Here is a 13,787-nt window from a genome sequence, read left to right on the forward strand (position 1 = left end):
ATCGGCCCTACGAATAAACGCGCACTCCGAAGGTGTGCCGGTGTAGCTCAGACTGGCAGAGCGAATCCTTCGTAAGGATTAGGTCGAGGGTTCAAATCCCTCCACCGGCTTTTTGCTGCGAACAACACGTGAGCAGCAACAGCCGTCGAGGGATTTGAATCAGGGAGAGCTTCGCTCTCCCAGTGGTCCTCACAATCCCCCCACCGGCTTGTCTTCTGCGACGAGCGTCACGTGCGGAGCGACGCACGTCTTCTCCACTGGCTTTCTTCCTTCGGTTCAGTTCGGATTCCGATATCCACCACAGTCGAACCCTCGTCGGCGAACGTCTCGGCACTGCCAGTTGCTCCTCTCGAGTGCGCGGTACGTCCCGCATGCTGCGGTTTTGAGAATACGTTCAGCGAGTATCGCGACGAACGAACGCGGACTGACGCCGGAGAGTACGGTGGTCGGGATCGGGAGTTCTCAGAGGACCCCAATGATGAACGCCAGCCCCATGCTCACCAGCACCGTCGCTGTCAGCAACGGTAGGTACGGCGTGTATCGCTCGACCGTTTCGCGGTGGCGTTCATAGCCCGCGATCAAGAGGAGCGTCGGAATGAGGATTGCGATGATAACTACCAGCGAGTAAACCAGCATCAATTCCACGCAGTAGGCCGTCCCCGTACAGATCGCCAGAATTTGAATCGGCTCCTCGTGGGCAAAGCCCAGAAGGAGGGCGGTCGTCCCGAGGGCCATCAATCCCCGGTCAGCGTCTTCGTCGCTCAAATGGCGATGTCCGCCGCTGAACAGTCGCTCCCGTATCCGAGTCAGTATCCCGCGCTGGGAGGGGGCTCCCGAACGGCCGTAGTCGCGTGAACGATCGTGTTCGTGCGTGTGCGTATGGGCGTGCTCGCGGTGAGACCCGTCGTGAGCGTGATCGCGTGCCGTTCCGTGCCCGCCGGTCCGATACTCGTGAATTCCCAGTAGAACGAGTAGCGTTCCTGCGAGATATCGCATCCACGGGCCTTCGGCGAACGCAGCGAAGCGACTGAACCAAAAGTACGCCAGTACCAGTACGACGCTACTAATCAGATGTCCGACCCCGAGAATGAGGCCCGCTACCGTCCCGTAGAGCCACGTCGGCGAGCGATTCAACCCGTAGGTCGCAGCGATCGGCCACCCGTGGTCCGGGAGCACGCCGTGGACGAATCCGATCGTAACGACACCCGCAACGAGGCCGATATCCATACGGAATTCTCCGGAGAGACGGCACAAAAATGCTGTTAGCACCGATTGGCGGGAATCGTAATACCCAGTCAGCGTGACAAACCACAGCGCCCATTCGTTCACCCCGCTAACTCCGGTGTAAACAGATGCGTACCAGTTTCAATATTCCGGATGACTTGCTCGCGGAGTTCGATCAGACGTGGCAGACTGAGGGCTTCGACTCTCGCTCGCGAGCAGTCCGGGAAGCGATGCAGGAGTATATCGAGGCCCATATCGAACTCGAAACGGTCTCGGGTGACGTGACTGCTGCACTCGCGTTCGATTATCAGCACGAGCGCGTAATCCGCGAGCTCCACGACGTTCAACACGACTTTCAGGACGTGATTACGACGACAAGCCACACGCACGAAGGGGATTGGTGTCTGGAAACGGTTTTCTGTCGCGGCGAGGCGGCTCGAGTTCGCAAACTCGCGTATCGACTCCGCGATTTTGACGCTGTGGGGCAGGTGAAAGTCCTGTTACTTCGGTCTTGAATAGACCCGTCGTTCCCGTTCAGAGTGATCGGTCGCCGGTGTGAACGATCGCTCGATGGGATTTTCGGAACCGCTTCCACCGCGTCGTGAACGGCCAGAGTGAGGAGGTTGAACGCATTCCAGAGCGCTGACGGGGTCGGAAGCGGGTCGTCTCGGTCGAAGACGACGGAACCGGTATCGGACTCGCGTTCTGTGAGCGGATCGTCGAACCACACGAGGGGAAAGATGAGTCGAAAGCGAACCGAACAGCGGCTCGACGTTCACGGTTCCGCTGTCGCCGGCCGAGTGACACGCAAAGCCTCCAGATACTGCCGTCTCCGAACCCGGTACCCGTCGCATCCCGTGACAGCGACCGCGTTCGGACGGCGGACTCGAGGAATCCAAACCCGCGTGAAGGCAGAGACCACAAGGCACGTCGGATCGTTGCACGGTTTATGTGTGCGTCGTCGGAATACACCCCGCTCGACGAGACCGACCGCGAAATCCTCCAGATCCTGCAGCGTGACGCGCGCAACAAGACGGCGGTCGCGATCGGAGAGCAAATCGGCGTTTCGGACGGGACCGTTCGAAACCGGATCGGCAACCTCGAGCAGCGAGGGATCATCGAGGGCTACGTTCCGATCATCAACTACGAAGAAGCCGGCTATCAACTCGAGATCCGTATCACGTGTACGTCCCGGATCGTCAACCGGCAGGAATTGGCGGACGAGGCGCTCCAGATAGAGGGTGTGGTCGAAGTGCAAGAGTTGATGACCGGTCGAGAGAACATCGAGGTGACGGCGGTCGCCCCGAAACACGACGACGTAACGCGCGTCGCACAGACGCTCGACGAACTCGGCCTCCAGGTGGAGAGCGAAGAACTCATTCGACACCACTACTTTCGACCGTTCAACCACTTCGGGACCGAATCCGTAGTCGACGACGAAGGTGAGGCCGACGCAGACCACGAACTCTCCTGACCGACTCGCTCAGTGCCGGTTTTGATACGCGTAACCCAATGCGATTTAGATAACCGAATCCGAATGCGCTTAGATAATCGGAATGGATGGCCCAAATCGATGAGATAATAGAATCGTACAGAAAGAGTTTATAACGGCTGAACGGATTGATGGTGGTATGGAACGTCGCCAGCACTCGCTTATGCGGACCATCGTACATCCGGGCCACTCGGTTGCCGTCGAAAGCGACGAGGCTGTTCGGGCTTCCGAGGGGACTACCGACGAGTTCGCGGAGATCGAACCAGCGACGGCCGACTGATCGGTAGTCGTATGAACACGTACATCGAGTGTGACGAGTGCGGATTCGTGCTCCTCTCGGAAAGCGCTTCCAGTCCGCTCCCGAAGCGGGTCGATTCGTGCCCGGGCTGCGGTGGAACGAGTTTTCGATTCACCGCGGACTGAGCGCCAGTCCGGCGGCACCCGTGGCCGGAATACCGATACGATGCGACTCGAGTGAGTGTCTCTGTGCCTATTTGCGTCACGTTCGTGCGCCATCGAACACTAAACACCAAACTTGTTTGGGATTACAATCTTCCCGATCGGGGGTCTAGAAGTGATCGCCGGCGATCCGGACGGAAAATCCGGGTTCGCTCATCACGACTGGCCGCTCGCAGCGGTCACTCGTGGACATCATCCACTTCTGACCGATCAGTGACGCGACCCCTGCGTCGAGAGCGATCGCTCCCGTCTCGAGTCGTCGGTTCGTCTCCGGGTGTTCGTCTCCGATACCCCCTCTATCGCTCCATCAAGGTTTTGATAAATTAGCCGAACGCGCGAAATCATGTCACTTTCGAGATGGTGCCATTACCTGTGAATAATGATTAGAAATACCGCCGGCTGCGCCCGGTCTGTGGTGTGTGAGACCGCATCTCAATTACCTTTATATCTCGGTTCGTTGGCGTCGTCCATGGATGATGTCCACGAGCGAACACCAGCCGACAGTACCGGAGGAAATCGACGCGCCGCAGACTAAACTCGTCTATCTCTCACTTCTGGTACTCGAAGAGGCGACGGTGTCCGAACTCCAGCGACTGCTCGGATTATCGAAACTTACGCTCCTCCCGATTCTCCGATCGCTCGTCGCAGACGACCGCGTTCGGTCCACGGAGGTCGGATATGCCTGTCGGTGAGTTCGAATCCCCCTTCGCGCCGATCGTCGATACCGATCCGGACGCGAGTCTCCGGATCGACTGTTACGTCCGTGCGACCGTTCCGCCGGCCATCACGGCGACCATCGACGAGGTCGTCGAACGGCTCCGGACTCTCGACGAACGCGACGTGATCGACGACCATCGAGTGACCCACTGGCCGCCCGAGTACCGCTCGGCCACCGACTCGACCGGTGAAAACGGATCGTCCCGCGACGAACTCGTCGCCGAGTTCGAACGCTGGGCCGCCCGTAACGGCCACTCGCTCGAGCCGGCCTTCCGTCGGCAGGCGGTTCCGCCGTCACCGCTCGACGTCGGGGCCGACGAACCGCGGGAGCGAGTCCGGGTTCCGGTCATCGCACTGGCGATCACCGAGGACGACGCGGCGCCCGCGGACGCCGTCGAAGCGGACGCGGCGTCGCTTCGGGGCGTCGTCCCGTACACGGAACGGCCGTCGGCGGAGCGTTCGCGGACGTACACCGTCAACGATCTGCTCGCGACCGTCGAAACGAGCGCGGACGCCTCTCGCCCGGAGACGCGCCAGCGCGAGGGGCCGACACCGGTGGAGGGGCGCCAATGAGCGCGGAGACGACCAACCGGCCGGCCGACCTCGAACTCCCGGCCCGCCAGCCGCTCGCGGGGCGAACGTGTCTGGTGACCGGCGGCTCGCGCGGGATCGGACGCGGCATCGCTCGCGAGCTCGGTCGGTACGGCGCGACCGTGATCGTCAACTACCGGTCCTCGGAGGCCGACGCCCACGCGGTCGCCGACGCGATCACCGAGGCCGACACCGACGGGACGGCCCATCCGGTGCAGGCCGACGTCACCGATCGCGACGCGGTCGACGAGATGCGCGAGGCGGTCGTCGACGCGTTCGGCTCGATCGACGTCCTCGTCAACAACGCGGGAATCACCGCCGATCGCACGTTCGCGAACATGACCGCCGAGGACTGGCACCGCGTCGTCGACGTCTCGCTCAACGGCGCGTTCAACTGCACGAAGGCGTTCTACGACGACCTCGCGGCCACCGACGACGGCCGGATCATCAGCGTCTCGAGCGTGATCGGCAAACAGGGCAACGTCGGCCAGGCCAACTACGCCGCGGCCAAGAGCGGTCTCTTCGGCTTTACCCGGTCGCTCGCGCTCGAGCTGGCCGGGACTGGAACGACGGCGAACTGCATCGCGCCCGGCTTCACGCGGACGGAGATGGTCGAAGCGCTCCCCGAGGACGTTCGGGACGACCTGCGCGGGGACATCCCGCTCGAGCGGTTCGCGACCGTCGAGGAGATCGCCGGGCTCGTCCGCTATCTCGCTCGCGAGGAGTCCGGGTACATTACCGGCGAAGTGATCGACGTCAACGGCGGCATCGACCTCTGAGCGGCGGGTCGGTATCGGATCGGTTGCTCTGGTGGGTGGCCGTCCGATCCCGACGACCGATCGCCGACCGGACGGCGATCCCCGCGGCCCGTGCCTCGATGACCGCGGGGCAGTACCGCCGTTCCCGTTGCAACCCGGCGAACCGCGATGTCACCCCGCGACCGCGACGGCCGCACACCGGAGCTACCGGTGCAGTCGGAGCTAGCGCAGGCCCCTTCAAAGCGCTTGAGAGCGTGTGCACGAGGGCTGCACAGTCGCGGCGATCGGCCGTCCGAGCGCGAGTCTGCTGTCGAACTCCCGAGCACCGCTACTGGCGGGGACCGCTGTGGAGCGCGAGACGGGATTCATCGGCACTTATTACAACGCGGACGATGGTCTAGCGGTCCATGACGGACACCTTTGTGATCGTCGGCGGCGACGCGGCGGGAATGGCCGCGGCGAGCAAGGCTCGACGCGAGGACTCCGACCTCGAGATCGTCGTCTTCGAGAAGGGGGAGTGGGTCTCCTACGGCGCCTGCGGGCTGCCCTACTACGTCAAAGGCGAGATCCAGTCGCTCGAGGCGCTGGTCTCGGTCACGCCCGAGGAGTTCCGCGAGGAACGCGACATCGATCTCCGGACCGGTCACGAGGTCGTCGCGATCGATCCCGACGACCGGACGGTCACCGCCGTACGCGACGGCGACGAGGTCGTCCAGTCGTACGATCACCTGCTGCTCGCGACGGGCGCGGAGTCGATCGTCCCGCCGATCGACGGCGTCGATCTCGAGGGCGTCTACACGCTCGGGTCGATGAGCGACGGGAAGGAACTCCGGGAGTACGTCGCGCGAGCGCGGGACAGCGAGGACCTCCAGCAGGCCGACCGGGGGCCGGCCTGTCGGTACCTCGAGGACTGTACCGGCCCGGTCGGCGTCGTCGGCGGCGGCTATATCGGCATCGAGATGGCCGAGGCGCTGGCGGCGAACGGATTCGAGGTCCACCTGTTTCAGCGCAGCGACCGCGTCCTGACGGGGTTCAGCGAGGCGACCAGCGAGGCGGTGGCCGACCACCTCCGCGACCGCGAGGTCGTCGTCCACCTCGGCAGCGAGGTGCGGGAACTCGCGGACGACGGCGACGGTACCGTCGAGGCGGTCGTCACTGCGGCCGATCGAGTACCGGTCGAGGCGGCGTTGATCGGCACCGGCGTGCGACCGCGGACGGGTCTCGCCGAGGACGCCGGGATCGAACTGGGACCGACGGGCGCAATCGCGGCCGACGCCTATCGGGAGACGAACGTCCCCGACGTCTACGCCGCGGGCGACTGCGCGGAGGCGACCCACGTCGTGACGGGCGAATCGACCTACGTCCCGCTGGCGCTGACGGCCAACCGACACGGCCGCGCGGTGGGACAGACCGTCACCGGAACGCCAACGGAGGGCGGCGGCGTCGCCGGCACGGCCGCCGTCAAGGCCTTCGACGTCGAGGCGGCCCGGACCGGTATCCTCGATCGCGACGAGGCCCGCGAGGCCGGGTTCGATCCGGTCAGCGAGACGATCACGGCGAAGTCCCGCGCGGGCTACTATCCCGACGGCGGCGACGTGACCGTCACGCTGACCGCCGACCGCGATTCGGGGCGCGTGCTCGGCGCCAGCCTCGTCAGCGAGTACGGCGAGGGCGCCGTCCACCGGAGTCACGCGGTCGTCGGCGCCCTCGAGGCGAGTGCCACCGTCTTCGAACTGGAGAACTACGACCTCGCGTACGCCCCGCCGTTCAACACGACGTGGGATCCCGTGCTCGTCGCCGCGAAGGTCCTCGGCGGGGAACTGCGGTGACGCGCCGGAGAAGCGGCGGTGGTCGCCCGAGAGAGTCAGTAACAGTGAATCCGTGCCTTCGAGTGGCGGTCGTTCGCTGCCGTCGCGGAGACGTCACTCGTCTCCTTCGACGATGACCGGACCGCGATCGCTCTCGTCCGTTCCCCCGACCAGTCGCTCGATCTTGTCCTCGCTCAAGTCGTCGATGACGTCCACGGCGTCGCTCATCCACGTGTACAGCCCGAGTTTGAACTGTCGACGGACCGCGTCCGCCGATCGGTGCGAGTAGACGTTCACCCGGCCGCCGTTCGAGAGCACGCGGGAGCGCTTCTCGATCATCCCCAGATCGACCAGGTGGTTGAGGTGGCGGGTGACGACGCTTCGGTCTCGATCGACCAGCCCCGTGAGTTCGTCGACCGTGAGCTCGTCCTCGGACATCAGGTGTCGACAGACCTCGAGCTCCGTCTCGGAGATATCGAACACGGCCCGCATGAGATGCGTTTCGTCGGGCGATTCGACGGGAACCCTGTCCTCGACCTCGTCCATCGAATCCCCGCAACAGGTCGGCGCCGCCGACGCCAGCTGATACTCGCCGCACGACTGGCAGGTGTAGACGGCGGGTTCGGGCTCGGGAGATGCCATCGGTCTCGATACATCGCCCCCGAAGTAAAGCCTTTCAACCGCCGCTGAGTGGAGCGGCGGAACGTCGCTCCGACCGATACGTTCCGTCGATTCGCCCGTCTCATGCGGTCGGTATCGGTGACTGGCTCCCCGTTTTCAGCGAACGTTTGCTACCTGCCCACAGTCAACAGGGGATCGATAGAGCACGAGCGGTCTCAGAACGTGATGACCTCGTACCCGTCGTCGACGAGCGTTCGAACGCTCGGATGTCCCTCGTTCTCGTCGATGCGCACGACCCCGGCGTTTTCCACGGCCTCGTCGGCCCCGAACGCGCCGGCGCAGTAGTCGCAGACGGCCACTTCGTCGTGAACCGACCGATAGAGATCGTGGTAGTCGTGGTCCTCGTCCTCGAGCGCTTCGATCCACCGCGTACCGGCGCCATCGAAGATCAGCGCCAGATCGTCGCCGGCCGTCTCGGCGAACTCCCTGGCCGCCTCGAGGCCGTTGACCATCCGACCGGTGTCGGCGTGCGATTCGGTGCCCGCGAGGATGATTACTGCTGCGTCGACCATTTCCTCTCTGCCTATTGCGTGGCGGCATAAAACGGGACGGCGGGAGTGTGCGCGCGGTGCCGAACGGCCTGAACGTGACCGTCTCGAGGGACTTCACGGGATCCGCCGGCGACCGACTTCCGAGAGCGGTATCGCGCGTTCCGTCCGCGAGCCGTCGATCCGTCGGTGGTGCCGGGACTCGCCCTTCTCGACCGTCGATTCCGTCGTCCCGCGCCTCCTCATCTCGATGGGTCGTGGAGTCAGTACCGGTCGGTCTCCCTTCCGTTCGTAATCAAATACGCGACGATCGACCGGGATTAGTCTCTAAGTCCGGTGAAGAGGAGAGTCATCGCTACGATCGTATCGTGATCGTAGCGCCGTCCCGAAGACAGAGGCGGATTCAGCGCGGTTCGAGGCTTCGCTCTAGTGGTCTTCGGAGACGGAAATCGGAGCGGAGTTGTTCGTTATTCCGAGACACGCGTATTGACTTGCTCGGATACTCGTTCACCGGGACGGCGGAGAGCGCCGCTTTCGACTTCGTAGACGTACCCGTGGACGGCGACCTCGTCGGGGATGAGCGGATGGTCCTCGAGGTAGTCGATCTGGGCCCGGCACGCCTCGTCGATGTCGTCGGTCATCGAGACCCACTCGGCGATCGAGGCGTCGCCGATATCCAAACCGGGAAGTGCGGGATTGAGATCGATATCGTCGAGACTCCCGCCGGCGGCGGCCTCGAGCCCGTCGACGACGGCCTCGTCGGGTGCGCTCATCATGCCGCAATCGGTGTGATTGACGACGATGATCTCCGTCGTGTCGAAGAAGTTCGTCGTCAGCGCGGCGCTCCGGACGACGTCGTCGGTCACTTTCCCGCCGGCGTTTCGGAAGATCTGGGCGTCGCCGAGGGAAATTCCGAGCGCTTCTTCGATCGGAATTCGTTCGTCCATGCACGCGATGACCAGCAGCTGCTTGTCCGTGGGGATCCCGTGCCGGCGGCGGCGCGCCCAGTCGTCCCGCCGATCGACTCGCTCTTCGATCGATTCGAACACCTGTCCGGATTCCGGCTCGGAGCGGTCAATCGGGTCCCCATACGGTATGTGTTACACTATATCACCCATCACGGTTGGCGTTACGGCAACCACCGCCACCACATCACCGAGGGGAATGTCCCGCTGAGTGAACAGCGGTCGTTTCGGAGGCCCCAATCGGTCGCGATCCGCGTCCATCCGACCCTCCCGGAAGTCGTCACCTCCGCGGCAGGCGGAGCACACAATCCACCGATCACGTAATGTGCGACCGGTGCACGACCGGGACAGAACTTTGTGGCTCGTCGGTCGAGGTGAGTGCGATGCTCGTTATCCACGCGACGTTTCCGATCGATCCGGATCGACGCGACGAGGCCCTCGAACTCGTCGAAGAGTTGGCCGAAGACTCCCGTGAGGAAGACGGCGTCGTCGACTATCGGGTCGCGACGGACGTCGGGGATCCGAACGTGTTTCGATTCTTCGAACGATACGAGGACGAAGCCGCCTTCGGTTCGCACGCGGAGACCGACCACTTCGAGGCGTTCGAGGCGGCGCTCCCGGATCTGCTCTCGGGCGAACCGGACGTCACCCGATTCGACGTCGAGTCGGCGTCGTCAGTCGAACTGTGACCGCCGAGACGCGTCGCTCTCGCTCCCGATCGGGATCCGTAGCCGCGACGGACTCGTTACGCTCTCCCGGCCGTGACAGCGGCCAGGTTCCCGGATCGGGTTCCCGAACACCGGCACGGTCGTCGGCCGGATGAAAGCGGGATGCCGATCCTCGGCTGTTCCCGCGAGGATCGGCCGGCGTGCTCTTTTCCACCGGCCTCCGCCGCCCTCGAGTACGAACCCGAATTCGTTTGGTCGTTATCGAACAGTGTATTCAGGCATCGATCGAGCGTTTCACGCTATGCGCGGGCCGCTTTTTTCCCGCTAGTACCCGAACGATGCGGTATGTGCAACGGGTCACCTGTCGGTTCCGCCGCCGTCCGCACCGCGGGTGATATCGATGGCTGAACCTGACGCGTATCCGCCGATCGAATCCTACGGCGTCGTCGGAAACCTCGAGACCTGTGCGCTCGTCGGGCCGAACGGATCGATCGACTGGTTCCCGTTCCCCCACCTCGAGTCGCCGAGCGTCCTCGCGGCGGTCCTCGACGCCGAGCGCGGCGGGCGGTTCCGGATCGCCCCGACCGATTCGTTCGAGACGGACCGGCGGTACGTCGACGACACGAACGTCCTCGAGACGGCCTTCGACACCGACGACGGGATCGTGACGGTAACTGACTTCCTGCCGCCGGCCGGCCGAACCGACCACCCGAAGAAGGTCCTCTACCGCAAGCTCGCCTGCGCGGACGGAACCGTCGACCTCGAAGTCGACCTCGAGCCTCGATTCGATTACGGGCGCGCGGAGACGTCGATCGAGTCCGTCGAGAAGGGCGTCCTCGCCGAGGGCGACGAGGAACGGACGCTGCTCGAGAGCCCGATCGACCTCGAGATCGAAGAGGGCCGAATCACCGGCCAGCTCTCGCTCGAGGCCGGCGAGACGGCGTGGTTCCTGCTCCGGTGTACGGGCGCCGAAGAGGCGAACACGGACCCCGAGGCCGCGCTCGAGGAGACGCTCGAGTTCTGGACCGACTGGGCGCACAGCTGTGGTCCGGGAGACGACTGTGCCTTCGAGGGGCCGTGGCACGACGTCGTCGTTCGCTCCGAACTCGTCCTCAAACTCCTCACGCACGCCGAGTCGGGGGCCATCGCCGCCGCGCCGACGACCTCGCTGCCGGAGGACATCGGCGGCGTTCGGAACTGGGACTACCGATTCAACTGGCTGCGCGACGCCGGCTTCACCGTGCAGGCGCTGATGAACCTCGGCACCGTCGAGGAGGCCACCGACTACTTCGACTGGTTCATGGATCTCTGTCAGGCCGACGATCCGGCGGCGATCCAGCCGCTGTACGGCCTTCACGGCGATTCCGATCTCGAGGAGCGGGAACTGGAGCACTTCGAGGGCTATCGCGGCTCCCGTCCCGTCCGGATCGGGAACGAGGCCGCCGATCAGCGCCAACACGACACCTACGGGGAACTCCTGTTGGCCGTCGACGAGATGCACCGGCACGGGCGGGAACTGGACGCCGACGAGTGGGATCGGATCCGCGATATCGTCGAGTACGTCCGCGAGATCTGGGACGAACCCGATGCGGGCATCTGGGAGGTCCGCGGCGGGAACGACCACTTCGTCTTCTCGAAAGTGATGTGCTGGGCCGCCCTCGATCGGGGGATCGCCATCGCGACCGACGGCGACCACGACGCGCCGCTCGAGGACTGGCGGGAGGGCCGCGAGCGGATCAGGGACGACGTCCTCGAGAACGGCTACGACGAGGACGTCGGCGCGTTCGTCCAGTCCTACGGGTCGGACGCGCTCGACGCGACGGGACTGTTGCTTCCGCTCGTCGGCTTCCTCCCCTTCGACGACGATCGCGTGCGGGGAACGATCGACGCGACCGAGGCGACGCTGGTCGAGGACGAGGTGTTCGTCCGGCGGTACGACGGCGACGACGGGCTCCCGGGCGACGAGGGCGCGTTCGTCCTCTGCTCGTGCTGGCTCGTCGACGCGCTCGCGCTCTCCGGGCGCATCGAGGAGGCGCAGTCGCGGTTCGAGACGCTGCTCGAGTACCTGAACCCCCTCGGTCTGGTCGCCGAAGAAATCGATCCCGAAACGGGTGCCCACCTCGGGAACTTCCCGCAGGCGTTCAGTCACATCGGGATCGTCAACAGCGCCCTCTATCTCGGCTATATGCGAGGCCACGAGACGCCCGGTCCGGCGCCGATGGGGATTCGCCTCGGCGAGCCGATCGGGCTCCCGAGCGAGATCCCCTAGTCAGCCCTCGATTTCGATTCCGCCCCGCATGCTCCGGGGATGGACCTGACAGTAGTACTCGCTCATCTCCTCGCTGGCGGTGAACGTCACTGACTGCGTGGCCCCCTGTTCGCGGACGAGTTCGGACGCGAGGAGGTCCTCCCCGTTCGCGTCCTCGATCGCGAAGTTGTGCTGGAGCCCGTCGCCGTTCTCCCAGACGAGCGCGCACTCGGTTCCCGCCTCGAGTTGCAGCGTCGGGTTCGCCTCGCCCGCGATGGCGTCGGGCGCCGCGCCCTGCCACGCCGACGCCTCGCCGATCAACTGGAAGTCGGCGTCTCCGCCCGCTGATTCCGCGGCGTCCGACGCCTCCCCCTCGGCCTGTCCGGGGAACTCCCAGTCGTCGAACGGCCCCGCGACGATCTCGTCCTGTTCCCACATCGCGTGGATGAACGGCTGGGTCTCGCCGTTCGGCAGTTCCATCGCGGTCGGCACTGGGTCGTAGACGGGGCCATCGGGGGTCGGCCTGATCGGTAGGACGACGCCGTGGGTGTGGTGGACCTGCCCCGCGATCGTCCCGTCCGGCGCGAGCGGCAGCTCCTCGTCTACGGCCATGCGGTATCGCTCGTCGCGGACCGTCTGGGTCGTCATGAAGTGGATGACGCGGAACCCGTCCTCGGTGGCCAACTCACCGTTGACGTGGACGTTACCGACGCCCCACGACGCGCCGTAGGTGTACACTCGGGGAAACAGCGGCGATCCGGTCCCCGTGATCCCGTGGAGCCAGCCGCCCGACAGCACGCCACCGCCCGTCTCGTAGCCCGGAATCGGTGGTTGCACGACGTGGTCGTGGTCGATTTCGTACTCGTTGCCCGCCGGATCGGTGAACTGCGCCTCGATGGTGACCGCGTCGGACGTATCGCCCGGCTCCCCGGGGAGGTCGTACGGCTGTCGGTCCCCGTAGGTGACCTCGAACGCGCCGCTGGTCACCTCGGCCTCGTCGCTGTACAGCGTCGGTTCGGTGAACGTCTCCCGGGCGATTCCGTCGGACGCTTCGATCGGTTCGCGGGCCGCCTCGGGCGCCGCGACCAGCGGCGGGAGGTCCTGCAGGAGCTGCGGGATCGCCTCGTCGAGCGGTTCCGGCAGTCCCTTCGCCCGTTCGATGCGCGCCTCGAGCAGGTCAGTCCCTCGCCGCGGATTATCGGGCGTTCCGAACACCTGCGGGCTCAGTCGCCGCTCGCCAGGCAGCACCCAGTAGACGGCGTTGCCCGGCTCCTGTCGCACCGTGACGTCGCGACCCGTGTCGGCGGTTCCGTCGCTCTCAGTCTGCTGACCGACCGTCGATCTGTTCGATGCCGCCCCGACGCCGCTCACGAGCGCACCGAGGGTCGTCGCGCCGCCGGCCGCGAGCACCGATCGCCGCGCCACGCTATCGTTCGACGCGTTCTCTCTCGTCATTTGTTACCACACCTAGTCCGTGGGAATCGGCGGAATGAAAGGGACGAATCGTTGTGGCACGGCAAGCGCTCACTCCCGTAAGGCTTTAGACGGAGTTTCGCGCGAGCGGGCGACCTAAGTCGCGATTGGAACGACTAATCCGATCTTATCGGTTCGAACGTCGGTGGGATCGACGTTCCGGGAGACGGTTCAGAACGCGACGAACAGTGACGATGGCGTCGAACGAACGTCGA

General features: G+C 64.8%; 14 protein-coding genes and 1 tRNA gene. 10 read left to right on the forward strand and 5 right to left on the reverse strand.

The features are described from left to right. Positions 1-36: 36 nt before the first annotated feature. Positions 37-110: transfer RNA gene (locus WD430_RS12670), tRNA-Thr, on the forward strand. A gap of 352 nt (positions 111-462) precedes the next feature. On the opposite strand, the gene WD430_RS12675 is transcribed toward WD430_RS12670, so the two are convergent. Continuing rightward, positions 463-1,227 carry an ABC transporter permease gene (locus WD430_RS12675; RefSeq protein ID WP_339102805.1) on the reverse strand — a complete coding sequence of 255 codons (765 nt, stop codon included), beginning with the start codon at positions 1,225-1,227 and terminating at the stop codon, positions 463-465. 125 nt (positions 1,228-1,352) lie between these two features. Between WD430_RS12675 and WD430_RS12680 the strand changes: the two genes are divergently transcribed. The 7 genes from WD430_RS12680 (at position 1,353) to WD430_RS12710 (ending at position 7,070) form a co-directional block, all read left to right on the forward strand. Next, complete coding sequence (locus WD430_RS12680; protein WP_339102806.1) at positions 1,353-1,739, forward strand: ribbon-helix-helix protein, CopG family; 387 nt, start codon at positions 1,353-1,355, stop codon at positions 1,737-1,739. Between the two features lie 434 nt (positions 1,740-2,173). Next, complete coding sequence (locus WD430_RS12685; RefSeq protein ID WP_339102807.1) at positions 2,174-2,698, forward strand: Lrp/AsnC family transcriptional regulator; 525 nt, start codon at positions 2,174-2,176, stop codon at positions 2,696-2,698. A gap of 157 nt (positions 2,699-2,855) precedes the next feature. After that, positions 2,856-2,996, forward strand: coding sequence for a hypothetical protein (locus WD430_RS12690; protein WP_339102808.1), 141 nt, complete (start codon positions 2,856-2,858; stop codon positions 2,994-2,996). A 652-nt stretch (positions 2,997-3,648) separates the two neighbouring features. Continuing rightward, on the forward strand, positions 3,649-3,867 hold the full coding sequence (locus WD430_RS12695; RefSeq protein WP_339102809.1) for a MarR family transcriptional regulator: 219 nt from the start codon (positions 3,649-3,651) through the stop codon (positions 3,865-3,867). Further along, entirely contained in the window at positions 3,854-4,465 is a 612-nt protein-coding gene (locus WD430_RS12700; RefSeq protein WP_339102810.1) for an HTH domain-containing protein, read from the forward strand. Before WD430_RS12695 ends, WD430_RS12700 begins: the two co-directional genes overlap by 14 nt. Continuing rightward, on the forward strand, positions 4,462-5,262 hold the full coding sequence (gene fabG / locus WD430_RS12705; RefSeq protein ID WP_339102811.1) for a 3-oxoacyl-ACP reductase FabG: 801 nt from the start codon (positions 4,462-4,464) through the stop codon (positions 5,260-5,262). Before WD430_RS12700 ends, fabG begins: the two co-directional genes overlap by 4 nt. A gap of 386 nt (positions 5,263-5,648) precedes the next feature. Then, the gene (locus tag WD430_RS12710) at positions 5,649-7,070 is read left to right on the forward strand and encodes an FAD-dependent oxidoreductase (RefSeq protein ID WP_339102812.1); all 1,422 of its coding nucleotides are present in this window, start codon (positions 5,649-5,651) and stop codon (positions 7,068-7,070) included. Between the two features lie 93 nt (positions 7,071-7,163). Here WD430_RS12710 and WD430_RS12715 read toward each other — a convergent pair whose 3' ends face one another. The 3 genes from WD430_RS12715 to WD430_RS12725 form a co-directional block, all read right to left on the reverse strand. Continuing rightward, a complete protein-coding gene (locus WD430_RS12715; RefSeq protein ID WP_339102813.1) occupies positions 7,164-7,691 on the reverse strand; it encodes a helix-turn-helix domain-containing protein in 528 nt (175 codons plus the stop codon). A gap of 194 nt (positions 7,692-7,885) precedes the next feature. Next, on the reverse strand, positions 7,886-8,242 hold the full coding sequence (locus tag WD430_RS12720) for a DsrE family protein (protein WP_339102814.1): 357 nt from the start codon (positions 8,240-8,242) through the stop codon (positions 7,886-7,888). Positions 8,243-8,685: 443 nt separating this feature from the next. Further along, positions 8,686-9,267 (reverse strand): carbonic anhydrase, encoded by a 582-nt coding sequence (locus WD430_RS12725; protein ID WP_339102815.1) that lies wholly within the window; start codon positions 9,265-9,267, stop codon positions 8,686-8,688. A 299-nt stretch (positions 9,268-9,566) separates the two neighbouring features. Between WD430_RS12725 and WD430_RS12730 the strand changes: the two genes are divergently transcribed. Both WD430_RS12730 and WD430_RS12735 read left to right on the forward strand, forming a co-directional pair. Further along, positions 9,567-9,872 (forward strand): putative quinol monooxygenase, encoded by a 306-nt coding sequence (locus tag WD430_RS12730; protein WP_339102816.1) that lies wholly within the window; start codon positions 9,567-9,569, stop codon positions 9,870-9,872. A gap of 379 nt (positions 9,873-10,251) precedes the next feature. Then, positions 10,252-12,120 carry a glycoside hydrolase family 15 protein gene (locus WD430_RS12735; RefSeq protein ID WP_339102817.1) on the forward strand — a complete coding sequence of 623 codons (1,869 nt, stop codon included), beginning with the start codon at positions 10,252-10,254 and terminating at the stop codon, positions 12,118-12,120. On the opposite strand, the gene WD430_RS12740 is transcribed toward WD430_RS12735, so the two are convergent. Further along, on the reverse strand, positions 12,121-13,554 hold the full coding sequence (locus tag WD430_RS12740) for a hypothetical protein (protein ID WP_339102818.1): 1,434 nt from the start codon (positions 13,552-13,554) through the stop codon (positions 12,121-12,123). Between the last annotated feature and the right edge of the window lie 233 nt (positions 13,555-13,787).

This window comes from Haloterrigena sp. KLK7 (assembly GCF_037914945.1).
In the GTDB taxonomy this organism is placed as follows: Archaea; Halobacteriota; Halobacteria; order Halobacteriales; family Natrialbaceae; genus Haloterrigena; species Haloterrigena salinisoli.